Origin of the sequence: Rhodococcus sp. MSC1_016 (assembly GCF_023667485.2) — a bacterium.
Classification (GTDB): domain Bacteria; phylum Actinomycetota; class Actinomycetes; order Mycobacteriales; family Mycobacteriaceae; genus Rhodococcus_F; species Rhodococcus_F oxybenzonivorans.
Window position 1 is genome coordinate 4,809,668 of sequence record NZ_JAMOZI020000001.1, and the last position, 15,579, is coordinate 4,825,246.

The 15,579-nt window shown below is 63.0% G+C and carries 9 protein-coding genes and 2 rRNA genes; 2 read left to right on the plus strand and 9 right to left on the minus strand.

Annotated features, from left to right (window positions below; genetic code table 11):
- Positions 1-12 precede the first annotated feature (12 nt).
- Positions 13-3,903 (plus strand): Pls/PosA family non-ribosomal peptide synthetase, encoded by a 3,891-nt coding sequence (locus tag L1080_RS22330; protein ID WP_250777170.1) that lies wholly within the window; start codon positions 13-15, stop codon positions 3,901-3,903.
- Positions 3,888-5,216, plus strand: a complete 1,329-nt coding sequence (locus L1080_RS22335) for a M1 family metallopeptidase (protein WP_374436026.1) — start codon at positions 3,888-3,890, stop codon at positions 5,214-5,216. The genes L1080_RS22330 and L1080_RS22335 overlap by 16 nt, the downstream gene beginning before the upstream one ends.
- A gap of 12 nt (positions 5,217-5,228) precedes the next feature.
- Here L1080_RS22335 and L1080_RS22340 read toward each other — a convergent pair whose 3' ends face one another.
- The 9 genes from L1080_RS22340 to L1080_RS22380 form a co-directional block, all read right to left on the minus strand.
- Positions 5,229-6,635 carry a family 43 glycosylhydrolase gene (locus L1080_RS22340; protein WP_250777179.1) on the minus strand — a complete coding sequence of 469 codons (1,407 nt, stop codon included), beginning with the start codon at positions 6,633-6,635 and terminating at the stop codon, positions 5,229-5,231.
- A gap of 201 nt (positions 6,636-6,836) precedes the next feature.
- Positions 6,837-8,102, minus strand: coding sequence for an MFS transporter (locus L1080_RS22345; protein ID WP_250777172.1), 1,266 nt, complete (start codon positions 8,100-8,102; stop codon positions 6,837-6,839).
- Complete coding sequence (locus L1080_RS22350) at positions 8,099-8,746, minus strand: GntR family transcriptional regulator (protein ID WP_250777173.1); 648 nt, start codon at positions 8,744-8,746, stop codon at positions 8,099-8,101. The genes L1080_RS22345 and L1080_RS22350 overlap by 4 nt, the downstream gene beginning before the upstream one ends.
- Before the next feature lie 56 nt (positions 8,747-8,802).
- Positions 8,803-9,564, minus strand: coding sequence for an ectoine/hydroxyectoine ABC transporter ATP-binding protein EhuA (gene ehuA, locus L1080_RS22355; RefSeq protein ID WP_250777174.1), 762 nt, complete (start codon positions 9,562-9,564; stop codon positions 8,803-8,805).
- A gap of 19 nt (positions 9,565-9,583) precedes the next feature.
- Entirely contained in the window at positions 9,584-10,228 is a 645-nt protein-coding gene (gene ehuD / locus L1080_RS22360; protein ID WP_250777175.1) for an ectoine/hydroxyectoine ABC transporter permease subunit EhuD, read from the minus strand.
- Positions 10,225-10,956, minus strand: coding sequence for an ectoine/hydroxyectoine ABC transporter permease subunit EhuC (ehuC, locus tag L1080_RS22365; RefSeq protein WP_250777176.1), 732 nt, complete (start codon positions 10,954-10,956; stop codon positions 10,225-10,227). Before ehuC ends, ehuD begins: the two co-directional genes overlap by 4 nt.
- Positions 10,957-10,974: 18 nt before the next feature.
- Positions 10,975-11,820: an ectoine/hydroxyectoine ABC transporter substrate-binding protein EhuB gene (gene ehuB, locus L1080_RS22370; protein WP_250777180.1), complete on the minus strand. Its 846-nt coding sequence runs from the start codon at positions 11,818-11,820 to the stop codon at positions 10,975-10,977.
- Positions 11,821-12,082: 262 nt separating this feature from the next.
- A 5S ribosomal RNA gene (gene rrf / locus L1080_RS22375) occupies positions 12,083-12,199 on the minus strand.
- Positions 12,200-12,355: 156 nt separating this feature from the next.
- Positions 12,356-15,490: ribosomal RNA gene (locus tag L1080_RS22380) — 23S ribosomal RNA — on the minus strand.
- Positions 15,491-15,579 lie beyond the last annotated feature (89 nt).

A 15,579-nucleotide genomic window follows, 5' to 3' on the forward strand; every position in this document is an offset into this window, starting at 1 on the left:
AGGAATCCTGGTTTGTCTCTCCAGTCACCGACGGATTCGGATCGCTCGCTCCGCATACCCCAGGAATTCCTTCGCCGCGAGTTCGCACCGGCGCCGCGCACCCTCATCGACGTTCTGTACGCCACCGCAGAGGAGTATCCGGACGCCGCAGCGATCGACGACGGCACGACGTCGTTGACCTACCGGGAACTGCTCGAGGGAATCGGCCGCGGCGCGGAGCAATTGGCCGAGTCCGGAGTCGGGGCCGGCGACCGGGTCGGCATTCGCATGCCTTCGGGGTCGTGCGCTCTGTATGTCACCATTTTGTCGACGCTGGCGATCGGCGCCGCGTATGTGCCCGTCGACGCGGACGATCCCGAGGAACGCGCCGCCCTCGTGTTCGGCGAGGCTCGGGTGCGCTGTGTGGTGACGGGCTCCGGCATCACGCCGGGAACCGCCTCCGAGCGGTCGGAAATTCCGGCCGCCCGCCCACCGACGGTCGACGACGACGCGTGGATCATCTTCACCTCCGGATCCACCGGCACACCGAAGGGCGTCGCGGTCAGCCATCGGAATGCCGCGGCATTCGTGGATGCCGAGGCACGAATGTTCCTGCAGGACGAACCCGTCGGGCCCGGCGATCGGGTACTCGCCGGACTGTCGGTGGCTTTCGACGCGTCCTGTGAGGAGATGTGGCTGGCGTGGCGACACGGAGCCTGCCTGGTTCCCGCACCGCGATCGCTCGTGCGCAGCGGTATGGACCTCGGTCCTTGGCTGGTTGCCCGAGACGTCAGCATCGTGTCGACGGTGCCGACGCTCGCATCGCTGTGGCCGGCGGAGGCGCTCGAGGCCGTCCGTCTCCTCATCTTCGGAGGCGAGGCATGCCCACCCGAACTTGCGGAGCGCCTGGCCGTCGACGGACGAGAAGTCTGGAACACATACGGGCCCACCGAGGCCACGGTCGTCGCGTGCGGTGCGCTGATGGACGGACGGAGCCCTGTCAGCATCGGCCTTCCCCTGGACGGCTGGGATCTCGCGGTGGTCGACGGCTCCGGGGAGCCGGTGGCCGAGGGCGAGGTGGGCGAACTGGTGATCGGTGGTGTCGGTCTGGCCCGCTATCTCGACCCTGCGAAGGATGCGGAGAAGTACGCGCCCATGCCGACCCTCGGATGGGATCGCGCCTATCGCAGCGGTGATCTCGTCCGCCTGGATCGGCGCGGACTGCTGTTCCAGGGACGCGCCGACGATCAGGTGAAACTCGGTGGCCGGCGTATCGAACTGGGCGAGGTCGACAATGCCCTGCAGAATCTGCCAGGAGTCGGGGGTGCGGCCGCGGCCGTACGCAGGACCGGCGCCGGTCATCAGATTCTCGTCGGCTATCTCGCCAGCACGGATCCCGACTTCGATCTGAAAGCAGCCCACGCGACGCTCGCCGAGCAATTACCGGCCGCGCTGGTGCCCCGGCTGGTTCTGGTCGGCGAGCTTCCCACTCGCACGTCCGGCAAAGTAGACCGAAATGCACTGCCCTGGCCGCCGCCCGGGATCGACGACTCGGCGGAGGACCTCGGACTCGACGGCACATCGGCGTGGGTGGCGGAGCTGTGGACGTCGATTCTCGGCGCGCAGATTACTGGCCCTGCCGACGACTTCTTCGAGCTGGGCGGCGGTTCCCTCGCGGCCGCCCAGCTGGTCACTGCGCTTCGGGAACGGTTCCCCGAGGTCACCGTGGCGCAACTCTACGACCATCCGCGGCTCGGCTCGCTGGCGGAGTATCTCGACGAACTCGCACCCATCGATGCCGCAGAACCCCGTCTCGTCACCCCCACTCCGCGGCGCAGCCAACTGCTGCAGATCGCGGCCACCGTTCCGCTCACTACCCTCACCGGTCTGCAGTGGGTCACCTGGCTTGCCATCGCCAACAACGTCTTCGCGTACGTCGCGGACGCGTCGTGGGCACCCACCGTGTCGTGGTGGTGGGTCCTCGCCGCATTCGTCGTGTTCATCAGCCCGGTGGGCCGGATGGCGATCTCGGTGATCGGCTCGCGGATCCTTCTCCGGAGGCTCGAGCCAGGGACTTATCCCCGCGGGGGCAGTGAACACCTCCGGCTGTGGGTGGCGCTGAGACTCACCGAGGCCAGCGGCGCGGCCAACTTGTCGGGCGCACCGTGGATGCTCTATTACGCCCGGGCCTTGGGCGCCACCGTCGGGAAGGGCGTCGACCTGCACACACTTCCGCCCGTCACCGGCATGCTCGAACTCGGTGACGGCTGTTCGGTCGAGCCGGAAGTGGATCTGTCCGGTCACTGGGTGGACGGTGACGTCGTGCACATCGGCGAGATCAAGATCGGTCCCGGGGCCACCGTCGGTGCCCGGTCCACGTTGCTGCCCGGCGCCCGCATCGGACGAGGCGCGGAGGTCGAGGCCGGTTCGGCGGTGTTCGGACGGGTCAAGGCGGGTCAGCACTGGGCGGGTTCACCCGCCGTCAAGGTAGGTAAGGCCGCACACCCGTGGCCCGAAAAAACCCCGCGACGCGCGTCGTACTGGGTGCCCGTGTTCGGGGTCACGTCGATGCTGATCGCCGGACTCCCGATCTTTGCCCTCCTGTCCGGCATCGCCCTGATCGGCTGGCGGATCCGCGATGCCGGGACGATCGGATCCGCCGTACTGCAGTCGCTGATGGTTCTCCCGATCGCCACTGTTCTCAGCCTTGCGGTGTTCGCCGTTTTCACCGTGATCGCCGTTCGGCTGTTGTCGATCCGGTTGCGAGAGGGGTACCACCCGGTCCGCAGTCGCACCGGGTGGCAGGTGTGGGCCACCGAGCGGCTCATGGACTCGGCCCGGACGTTCCTGTTCCCCTTGTACGCGAGCCTGTTGACACCCGGCTGGCTGCGATTGCTGGGCGCCCGGATCGGCAAGAACGTCGAAGCCTCGACAGTGTTGCTGCTGCCGAAGTTCACCACGGTCGCGGACGGCGCGTTCCTGGCCGACGACACGATGGTCGCGAGTTACGAGCTCGGCGGCGGTTGGATGCACATCGAGGACGCAAAAATCGGCAAGCGGGCGTTCCTCGGCAATTCCGGAATGACCGGCCCGGGACGACGGGTGCCCAAGAACGGGCTCGTCGCGGTGCTGTCGGCGGCGCCATCCAAGGCCAAGTCCGGTTCTTCTTGGCTGGGGAGCCCACCCGTCCGCCTGCGCAGGGCCCCGGGCGACACCGACGCCGCACGCACGTTCCATCCGCCGTTCCGGCTGAAGGTCGCCCGGGCGATCGTGGAGACGTGCCGTTTGATCCCGGTGATGGTGACGTTCGGAATTGGGCTCGGGGTGCTGTTCACGCTCGAGGTGATGGCCGACCTGATCGGCTTCTGGCTGGCCGCCCTGGCCAGCGGCGTGGTCCTCCTCGGCGCCGGCGCTGTGGCCGGATCGATATCCGTGGCTGCCAAGTGGCTGGTGGTGGGGCGCATCGGAAAGGTCGAGCATCCCCTGTGGAGTTCCTTCGTCTGGCGTAACGAGGTGTCGGACGCGTTCGTCGAGACCGTCGCCGCACCGTGGTTCGCGCGCGCCGCCACGGGCACCGCCGTACTCAACGTGTGGCTGCGCGGCCTCGGCGCGACCATCGGCAAGGGGGTGTGGTGTGAAACCTATTGGCTCCCGGAAGCCGATCTGGTGACCCTCGGTGACGGCGCCACCGTGGAACGGGGGTGCGTCGTGCAGACTCACCTGTTCCATGATCGGATCATGTCCATGGACACCGTCACGTTGGGAGCCGGCGCCACGCTCGGCCCGCACTGCGTCGCGCTGCCCGCCGCCGGAATCGGTGCAGGCGCCACGGTCGGACCTGCGTCACTGGTCATGCGCGGCGACACCGTTCCGCCCTCCACCAGGTGGCAGGGCAACCCCATCGCACCGTGGGCGGCGACGTGAAGCCCGGTAAAGAGCTCGACGAACCCCTCGACCCGTATCTCCCTCAGAACGGCAACCGAGGCTATCGGGTTTCACGGTACGAACTCGACCTCACCTACAAGGTCCACAGCAACCGGCTTACCGGGAAGGCCACGATCACTGCTGTCACCACCGAGGCGCGGTCCCGGTTCGCGCTCGACCTGGCGTCCGACCTCCACGTCACCAAGGTCGCTGCCAACGGCGCACGGAACACCAAATGGGTTCATCGGAACGGCAAGCTCATGGTCACCCCTGCGCAGAAGATCCCGGCGGGCGGTGCACTGGTATTCACGGTGCAATACGGCGGTTCCCCGAAGCCGATCCGCAGCATGTGGGGCGAGGTCGGCTGGGAGGAACTGACCGAGGGCAGTCTTGTCGCCAGTCAGCCGAATGGCGCGGCATCCTGGTTTCCGTGTGACGATCACCCGAGCTCGAAGGCCAGCTACCGCATATCCATCACCACCGATTCGCCGTACTACACGGTGGCCAACGGTGCGTTGGTGAGCAAGCAGACCCGAGCCAGCCAGACCACGTGGGTGTACGAGCAGGCCGAGCCGATGTCGAGCTATCTGGCCACGATTCAGATCGGCCCGTACGAACGACGGCGAGTGAATTCGGGCGGCGTCAAGATTTTCGCCGTGCACCCGCCGCGACTTCGCTCGTCGTTCGATGTCGATTTCGGACGCCAACCCGAGATGATGGATGTGTTCGGCAGATTGTTCGGCCCGTACCCGTTTGCCGATTACACGGTCGTCGTCACCGACGACGACCTGGAGATTCCTGTCGAGGCACAGGGACTGTCGATTTTCGGCGCCAACCACTGCACGGGCAGCCGCGCCTTCGAACGATTGGTGGCCCACGAGCTCGCCCACCAGTGGTTCGGTAACAGCCTCACGTTGGGTCAATGGCGGGACATCTGGCTGCACGAAGGGTTCGCCTGTTACGCCGAATGGCTCTGGTCGGAGAATTCCGGCGGACCCGCAGCGCATCAACTCGCGTTACAGGCCCACCAGGGTCTGTCCCGGAAACCGCAGGATCTGGTGGTCGCGGATCCTGGGCCGCAGTGGATGTTCGACGACCGCATCTACAAGCGCGGCGCAATCACTCTCCACGCACTGCGACTTCGGCTAGGTGACGAACGGTTTTTCGCATTGCTGCAGCAGTGGACCCAGTCGCACAGCCACTCCAGCGTCAGCGCGGAACAGTTCACCGATCTCGCCGCGCGGTACACCGATGAGTCGCTACGAACCCTCTGGGACACCTGGCTGGGTGAAAAAGCGCTGCCACCTCTCTAGAGACGCCGACGATCACGCACCGTCCCGCCACACGACGGCGGAGACGCGCTTGGCGACGTCCGTCATCTGCGGGCCGGACTTCACCCCGTTGAGCGCCCCGAATTCGACCGTGTCGGTGTCGAAGATGCCGGCAAAGGCGTACACGTCATAGGTTCCGTTCGGGGCGTCTGCCGACACGGCGTAACTGATCGGCTCTTCGTATACCTCTCCGGCAGCCAGGTCGACGTCGATCGGCCCGAAGATCGGATCACTGATCCCGCCGTCCGGCGACGTCACGCTTGCCCAGACCTGCCCCGCATAGGGCTGATCCTCGGGTGCCGCCACCACCATCGTCGCCGCGATGGTTCCCCCGTTCTCGTGCAGGGTCGTCGAGTCGTCCGCGGTCAGCGACACCCGCACCGGAAGGTCGGTGTCGGGTAGCTGGGGTCGTGTCGAGGAAGGCGAGCCGTCACCGACGTCGGGCCAGTCGTCTGCCCAGACGATCCGGTCGATCATCCCTTCCCGGCGCTGAGCTCCACTGGGCAGTGTGACGTCGTCGCGCGGAATCGCATGGTAGACGATCCAATCGTTCCCGGCGTCGTCCGTCACCACGGTGTTGTGTCCGGGTCCGGCCCACGGGTCGCTGCCCGCGAGGATGAGCGCGCCGCCCCCCTCGTTGAGGTCCTGCCCCTTGCGGTCGAGGTAGGGCCCGGTCAGCGATCTGGACCTGCCGGCCACCACGCGGTACGCGGTGTCCCCGCCGTTGCAGCAGTTCCCGGCGGACAGAAACAGGTGGTAGTAGCCGTTGCGGAAAGTGATGAAGGGGCCTTCGAACCGGTCGTCCGCGATCTGCACCGGTTCGCCCACCGGCGCCGCACCGTCCCCGTCCAGCGGGATTGCGTAGATGCCGCGGAAGTTGCCGACGACCATCGTCTTCGACGTTCCGTCGTCCCAGACGAACGGGTCGATCGTGCCCTCGATGCCCACGTCCTGCGCACAGAACACCGGGCGACCCAGATCGGTCCACGGCCCGGTCGGGCCCGGAGCCGTCGCGAGTCCGATACACGGATTCGACTCGTCGTAGAGCGAGTAGTAGAGGCTGTATCCGCCGCCCGATTCCAGGACGTGCGGGGCCCAGGCAAGTTTTCCCTCCGGATGCCACTCGGGCAGGTCCGGGAACACGTCCCCCACATACATCCAGTCCATGAGATCGAAGGACTTGAACATCGACATGTTGTGCATGCCCTGGCCGTCGCCCCAGTCGTCCGCGGTGGTGTACATGTAGTACATACCGTCGGCCGCACGGACCACGCTCGGGTCTGCGGCAACGGGCTCTACGACGGGGTTCGCCGCCACCGGGGACGCGGGCACCATCATCAAAGCGAGCAGCGACAGCGTCGTCACGATCCATCCCCGTCGCAGCAGTCTTCGCCGTCCCATGGGGGGCCGCACGCATGACTCCGCCTCGACGCCATCAGATTTCTGCACGTTGCTCCCTACCGTGGACCCCAGCCGAGCGGAATGTGGCAAATGTATACGGCTGAGGCTCAGGTTAAGAGTTGAGTTCTCCGATGCGTCGAACCGAAACCAAACTGTGCCCTTCCGCGTGCGCCCGAACGACCGATTCGATGGCGCACGCTGTTACGAGCTTTCGCGGGCAGAGGGCAGATGCGAGCGCCAGTGGACGACGGCGAGGAGGAGACATCCCGCGGCCGCGATGGCGCCGAAGGTAAACATTCGCGGGTAGGTCACCGCGGCGAAGTTCTCGGAGAGAAATGCCATTGCCGCAGGCATCGCGAAGCCCAGATAGGTGAGCGAGTAGAACACCGCGGTCAGGCCGGCCAGATCGTCGGGTCCGGCAATGCGCTGAATTTCCTGCAGCCCGGACACCAAGGCCATCCCGTATCCGCAACCCAGCACCACCGCAGCGACGAGTGCGAGCGGAACGGTCAACGCGGAAGACGCGGCCGCTGCCATCGCCATCCCAGCTATGACGAAGACGAGGGCAACGACGACTGCTCGCGTATTGCGAGGCGTATCGATCTTGCGGCCCAGCGCCTGGATCGCGAAGCCGGACCCTAAGCCCACCATGCACATCAGTGCCGAGAACGCGAGGGGCACCCCACCGCCGTGCTGGGACATGAGCGCCGGAAGTACCGCATACGCGGCGGCCGCGGTCCCGAACACCCAAGGGGCGAGGGGTGCGATGACGAGAAGGAAACGCCGGTGTGCCGCCGAGGGAATCGCCAGATCCCGAGCGAGCGACACCCGCTCGGAGAGCGGTTGAGCTGCACGGGTTTCCGGTGCACGCACGAGTGCGATGGCCGCGGCGATCGCGATTCCGCTGTGGACGAGGTACGCCAGGACACTGGGCAGTGGTGCCCATTGCGCAAGGACGCCCGCGACCCCGGCGCCCAGACCGAACCCACCGGTGAGGCTCATCGCGGCCCGTCTGGCACCGGCTCCTTCCGTCGCCGTGGGATCCCACGGCGCGGTCGACAGCTCCTTCACCCAGCTTCCCCCCACTGCCATTCCGAGCCCGAGCGCAACGCCGCACAGGATGCGGCCTGCGATCAGCATGGCCGCGGAGTCCGCGCCGAGTGCGAGCAGTACCGAACCTGCCACCGTCAGCACCGGAGCGGGCAGCAGAATCGGACGCCTGCCGAGCCGGTCGGACAGGGGTCCGCCCAGGAGGAGCGCGGGAACGATCCCGAGAACGTAGGCGAACAAGAAGAGGTCGACGGTCACCGGCGAGAAACCGTGGTCGGCGCGGTACATGCCCAGGAGCGGCGTGAATTCGTTGCCTCCCCACGCGACCGCGAACATCGTCGCGGCGACCTGCAACCACACCCGCGTGGACACCACGGTGTCGGGCAGTGCGGCTTGCGACTCACGCACGGAGGTCATCGAGCCACTCCCCTCGGATTCAGAGCGTGAACTCGACGCATGTGGGCGAGCACCGCTGCCTCGAACCCGTCCGCGTCACCGTCGTTCACCAGATCGGTCAACTGCTCGTGCTCCGCGAGAATCCTCGGCAATTGCCCGGGGTCGCGGGCGATCGAGTGGGCGGTCATCCGGCGCTGCCGCTCCCGAAGGCTCGAATAGAACGTCGCGAGCAGTGGATTCTCGGCGGCATCGACGATCAGGCGATGAAAGTCGGCATCCGACGCACTGAAGGCAGCCCCATCCCCTCGTGCGGCGATCTGCCGCTGTTCCTCGAGATTGACACGCAACCGAGCGACAAGCACCTCACGTGCGTGCGGCCGCTCCGCCAGGATCCGAACGGCGTGTGTCTCGACGAGCTGTCGCGCATCGACGATGTGCTCGGCTTCCCCCTCGGCCACCGCGACGACGAGAGCGCCCCGCTTCGGATACAACCGCATCCATCCCTCGGCCTCGAGACGAAGAAAGGCCTCGCGGACGGGTGTGCGACTGAGGCCCATGCGCTCCGCGATCTCGCCTTCGCTGATCAACTCACCACCGGGCAGCCCACCCGACAGGATGAGCTCCTTCACCTCGCGGTATACCTGCTCCGCGGCCGAATACAACATAGACACAAGATGTATTTATACGCCCTCGCTGCCAGAGCGGGGCATCGGACCCCGGCTCAGTCGGCCAGCACAGCCTTGAGGAACGACTTGGTTCGGTCGTGTTTGGGTGCGGAGAACATGGTTACCGGATCCCCCTCTTCCACGATGCGGCCGGCGTCGAACATCATCACCCGGTTCGATACGTCGCGTGCGAATTGCATCTCATGTGTGACGATGAGCATCGTGATGTCCGTGGTGAGGGCCACGTTCCTCAAGACGTCCAGCACGTCCGCCACCAACTCAGGATCGAGAGCCGACGTCACCTCGTCGAGCAGCAGGATGTCGGGATCCATCGCCAGCGCTCGGGCGATCGCAACCCGCTGCTGTTGGCCACCGGACAGCTGCGTCGGATGCGCTGTCTCCTTGTCCGACAGCCCTACTGTGTCGAGCAGTTCACGGGCGCGCTTTACTGCCGCCGCCTTGTCGAGCCCGAGGACGTGGATGGGTGCCTCGGTAATGTTTTCGATCACGTTCATGTTGGGGAACAGGTTGAATTGCTGAAAAACCATTCCGATCCGACGCCGTATGCGACGAATGTACTTCTCCGACGCCGGGACGAGTTTGCCTCCCCGCTCCTCGTGGGTGAGGCGCGCCCCGTCGACCCAGATGATGCCGTCATTCACCTTTTCGAGGGTCATGAGCAATCGCAGAATCGTCGTCTTACCCGAACCACTCGGGCCGATCAACGTGACCCGGTCGCCACGCTCCACCTGGAAGTCGAGGTGATCGAGCACGACGTGGTCGCCGAACCGCTTCACGACGTCGTCGAACCTGATCATCGGGGTGCCTGAGTTCGCTTTATCCGGCAAGATGCTTCTCCAATCGCCGTATGAGCAGGGAGGTCGGGTAACTGGCGATCAGGAAGATCACACCGGCGAGGGTCAACGGCTCGAGGTACTGAAAATGCCGGGCCCCGAATTGCTGGGCCGCTGTCACCATTTCGATCACCGTGATCGCGAACAGCAACGGGGTGTCCTTGAACATCGACACGGCATAGTTCCCGAGAGCCGGGACTACCCGGCGGATTGCCTGCGGCAGGATGATCGCCCGCCACGTACGGGCCGGTGCAATGGACAGTGCTCTCGCTGCCTCCCACTGGCCGACGGGTACCGCCTCGATCCCTGCCCGATACACCTCCGCCATGTAGGTCGAGTAGTGGATGCCGAGGACCACTACCCCGATCTGCAAGGGTGACAGTGCCGTAAACGTGTAATAGACGAACAGCAACTGCACGACGAGGGGTGTGAGACGGATGAATTCGCTCACCGCCCGCACCGGCATTGCGATCCAGCGCGGGGCGGCCTGCCGGATCAGCGCGATGACAAGACCGAGCACCACGGATATGAGGAAGCCCAATACGGTTGCGACGAGGGTGATCTTGAATCCGTCGAGCAACACGGGTAGCGCCTCGAACGCGCGATCCCAACTCCACTGGACGCTCATTTTTCAGCAGCCTCCAGTCCGCGCGGGTCCGAGGGCGCCAGCGAGAAGATCTCACGCAAGGAGGGACCGGTACCCAGCCTGTTCTTCGCCCGAACCTCGAGCGCATTCATCAACAGCGTCAGCACGTAGCCGATAATGAAGTAGATGACGAGCCCGACCCCGAACGCGAAGAGCGTGTTGCCCGTCGTACGCCGAAGTTGATCTATCTCGAATGTCAGGTCCTGCAGCAGGATGTAACTGGCCAGGGCAGTGCCCTTGAGCAGTTGGATCAGAAGATTCGTCAGGGGAGGAATCATCTCGGCCCAGGCCTGTGGAAACACCACCCGTCGAAGCCTCTGCCAGTGCGTGAAATCCAACGCCGTGGCAGCTTCCCATTGCGACTGCGGTACCGAATTGATCGCTCCCCGCACAACTTCCGCTCCGTAGGCGCCATAGTTGAGGCCGAGGGCGAGTATCCCACACAGTACGGGGTCGATGAGATATCCGAAGAGCGGAACCACGTAGAAAAGCCAGAACAACTGCACCAGCAGTGACGTGCCGCGGAAGAACTCGATGAAAACCCGCGCCGAACCTCTGACGATTACCTGGTGTGAACGAGCTGCCAACCCGAGCACCACTGCAAGCACGAAGGCAAGGAGAGCACCTCCCGCAGTGAGTTCGAGGGTGATGATGATTCCCTCCTGGATGCCCGGCCAAGCATCGAAGAGGGCATCGAAATCCTCCTTCACAACAGAGTCCCGTCCGACTTAGCCCTGCCCTTCGCACAGCTTCGCCGTGGTCAGTTGCGGATCGGGAAGCTCTGCCTCGGTGAATCCGAAGGGACCGACGATAGAGAGGTACTTGTCCTTGTCCGCCGTGATCTTTGCCAGTTCGGCGTTGTAGGCGTCCCTCAGCTCGGTGTCTTCCTTGCGGAAGACGGTGCCGCCGGCGCCTACCTGGGGGACCCCGTTGATTTCTGCGACAAAGGAATCAGTCACCTCCACAGGCACTTGCGGGTTGTTCTGCGCCAGCCAGTTCAGCGAGATTCCCGTCAGTGCGAAGACGTCGGCGCGGCCATTGGCGATGGCATCCATGCCATCCTGCGGGGATGCCACTTGTGTAGCCTCGATGCCGAGGTCCTGTGCGTAGTCGGACTCGATTGCGCCGGTCATGGCGGCCATCCGGACGCCGCTGTCTTTGACCGACTGCATGTCGGTGAGCTTCGCCGGATTGCCCTTGGGCACCATCAGCGCTGTCGTGTAGTTGAATTCGGGCTCGCTGAACGCTGCTTGTTCGCAGCGCTGCGGAAGGATGGACATTCCGGCACTGACAACGTCGAATCGGCGCGCCTGCAGTCCTGGAATGAGGGCTCCGAAGTCGGTGCTGACGCCTTCGACATTGTGTACTCCGAGGTTCTTGAAGATTTCCCGGTGCAGGGCCACGGTGGCGCCGGTCAGCTTCCCGTCCTGCTCGAAGCTGTACGGGGCCTCGCCGGCGAATCCCACGGTCACCGTTCCCTCGGAACGGAGCTGTTCCAGTAGTGATTCGCCGCTGCTCGAGTCGGTCTTCGTGCACCCTGCGACCGAGCCCGCTGCTACGACGAGTCCCGCCATTGCGACAGCGGCCCGGACCGTAGGACGTCGTTTCGAGTTGGTGCTGCTCACCACAGATTCCCTTCGTTGCCTGGGTGATCCGGCCGGGCGCACCACGTGGCACGATCCGACTCGGATCTGCCCGGGTCACGTTACGCAGGCGAACGAGTCACTGCGCGCTAAACGACGGAATTTGCCGCAGCGCGATGAACGTCGGCGAAAGGAATTGTGGTGGAATGCCGGAAGCCCCCCAACAGGTGTTGGGGGGCTTCCGGTAACGGATGTTCGGCGGTGTCCTACTCTCCCACACCCTGTCGAGTGCAGTACCATCGGCGCTGGAGGGCTTAGCTTCCGGGTTCGGAATGGGGCCGGGCGTTTCCCCTCCGCTATGGCCGCCGTAACTCTATGAAACTGTCACACACCCATCGTCGCTTTGCCGGTTTCCCCTCCGTGGCCACGCACCCGGGTGGGTGCGGAACTTGTCGGGGGTTCCGTAAAAGGGAAAAGGGTATCTGTGTGTTGTTTCAGATACTGCACAGTGGACGCGTAGCTTCTTTGTGGTAAGTCCTCGGCCTATTAGTACCAGTCACCTACACCCATTACTGGGCTTCCAGTTCTGGCCTATCAACCCGGTGGTCTGCCGGGGGCCTTACCCCCTCGAGGGGGTGAGAAACCTCATCTTGGAACAGGCTTCCCGCTTAGATGCTTTCAGCGGTTATCCCTTCCGAACGTAGCTAACCAGCGGTGCTCCTGGTGGAACAACTGGCACACCAGAGGTTCGTCCGTCCCGGTCCTCTCGTACTAGGGACAGCCTTCCTCAAGTTTCTAACGCGCGCGGCGGATAGAGACCGAACTGTCTCACGACGTTCTAAACCCAGCTCGCGTGCCGCTTTAATGGGCGAACAGCCCAACCCTTGGGACCTACTCCAGCCCCAGGATGCGACGAGCCGACATCGAGGTGCCAAACCATCCCGTCGATATGGACTCTTGGGGAAGATCAGCCTGTTATCCCCGGGGTACCTTTTATCCGTTGAGCGACACCGCTTCCACTTGCCGGTGCCGGATCACTAGTCCCGACTTTCGTCCCTGCTCGACTTGTCAGTCTCACAGTCAAGCTCCCTTGTGCACTTGCACTCGACACCTGATTGCCAACCAGGCTGAGGGAACCTTTGGGCGCCTCCGTTACATTTTGGGAGGCAACCGCCCCAGTTAAACTACCCACCAGGCACTGTCCCTGAACCAGATCATGGTCCGAGGTTAGAGGTCCAATACGATCAGAGTGGTATTTCAACAACGACTCCACACTCACTGGCGTGAGCGCTTCACAGTCTCCCACCTATCCTACACAAACCGAACCGAACACCAATACCAAGCTGTAGTGAAGGTCCCGGGGTCTTTTCGTCCTGCCGCGCGTAACGAGCATCTTTACTCGTAATGCAATTTCGCCGAGTCTATGGTTGAGACAGCTGAGAAGTCGTTACGCCATTCGTGCAGGTCGGAACTTACCCGACAAGGAATTTCGCTACCTTAGGATGGTTATAGTTACCACCGCCGTTTACTGGGGCTTAAATTCTCAGCTTCGCCACCGAAATGGCTAACCGGTCCTCTTAACCTTCCAGCACCGGGCAGGCGTCAGTCCGTATACATCGTCTTACGACTTCGCACGGACCTGTGTTTTTAGTAAACAGTCGCTTCTCACTGGTCTCTGCGGCCCCACCCAGCTCACACTGCAAGAGTGATCACCAGACGAGGCCCCCCTTCTCCCGAAGTTACGGGGGCATTTTGCCGAGTTCCTTAACCATAGTTATCTCGATCGCCTTAGTATTCTCTACCTGACCACCTGTGTCGGTTTGGGGTACGGGCCGTGTGAAAGCTCGCTAGAGGCTTTTCTCGGCAGCATAGGATCACTGAATTCGCCTCATTCGGCTATGCGTCACCTCTCAGGATATGTGTGACCCGGATTTGCCTAGGTCACTCCCTACAGGCTTACACCAGTATTACCACTGACTGGCTCAGCTACCTTCCTGCGTCACCCCATCGCTTGGCTACTACCAGATCAGGTCCCACGCATCCGCCACGCACGAACCCGAAGGTTCACACGCGGTTTCAGGGTGGTTAGTATCACTGATTCACCAGGGGCGCGTTCACACGGGTACGGGAATATCAACCCGTTGTCCATCGGCTACGCCTGTCGGCCTCGTCTTAGGTCCCGACTCACCCTGGGCGGATTAACCTGGCCCAGGAACCCTTGGTCATTCGGCGGACGAGTTTCTCACTCGTCTTTCGCTACTCATGCCTGCATTCTCACTCGTGTGGCCTCCACGGCTGGGTCACCCCGCCGCTTCCATGGCCACACGACGCTCCCCTACCCATCCACACCACTGCCCACCCTCCCGCAGGAAAATGGGGGTGCATTGTGTGAATGCCGCAGCTTCGGTGGTGTACTTGAGCCCCGCTACATTGTCGGCGCAGGATCACTTGACCAGTGAGCTATTACGCACTCTTTCAAGGGTGGCTGCTTCTAAGCCAACCTCCTGGTTGTCTTCGCGACCCCACATCCTTTTCCACTTAGTACACGCTTAGGGACCTTAGCTGGCGATCTGGGCTGTTTCCCTCTCGACTACGAACCTTATCGCCCGCAGTCTCACTGCCGCGCTCTCACTCACCGGCATTCGGAGTTTGGCTGATTTCGGTAAGCTTGTGGGCCCCCTAGACCATCCAGTAGCTCTACCTCCGATGAGAAACACGCGACGCTGCACCTAAATGCATTTCGGGGAGAACCAGCTATCACGGAGTTTGATTGGCCTTTCACCCCTACCCACAACTCATCCCCTCAGTTTTCAACCTAAGTGGGTTCGGTCCTCCACGACGTCTTACCGTCGCTTCAACCTGGCCATGGGTAGATCACTCCGCTTCGGGTCTAGAACATGCCACTATGAACGCCCTATTCGGACTCGCTTTCGCTACGGCTACCCCACACGGGTTAACCTCGCGACATGCCACTAACTCGCAGGCTCATTCTTCAAAAGGCACGCCATCACCCCCAACACCGAAGTGTTCGAAGGCTTTGACGGATTGTAAGCGCACGGTTTCAGGTACTATTTCACTCCCCTCCCGGGGTACTTTTCACCTTTCCCTCACGGTACTAGTCCGCTATCGGTCACCAGGGAGTATTCAGGCTTATCGGGTGGTCCCGACAGATTCACACCAGATTTCACGGGCCCGGTGCTACTTGGGTTTCCATCACGACAGTCACAATGTTTTCGTGTACGGGATTCTCACCCTCTACGACAGGCCGTTCCAGACCACTTCCACTAACACCATGATTTCTTACTGTCGGCCAACACGGCAGCATTGACAAGATGAACCCCACAACCCCACGAATGCAACGCCTGCCGGCTATCACACATCCATGGTTTAGCCTCTTCCGCTTTCGCTCGCCACTACTCACGGAATCACTATTGTTTTCTCTTCCTGTGGGTACTGAGATGTTTCACTTCCCCACGTTCCCTCCACACACCCTATATATTCAGATGCGGGTAACACGACATCACTCGTGCTGGGTTTCCCCATTCGGACATCCTCGGATCTCAGCTCGGTTGACAGCTCCCCGAGGCTTATCGCAGCCTCCTACGTCCTTCATCGGCTCCTGGTGCCAAGGCATCCACCGTACGCTCTTCATTACTTACAACAAAGATGCTCGCGTCCACTGTGCAGTTCTCAAACAACACACCCGCCTCGAACTCCGCCAGCACCATGCCCACCACCAAAAGTGATGCG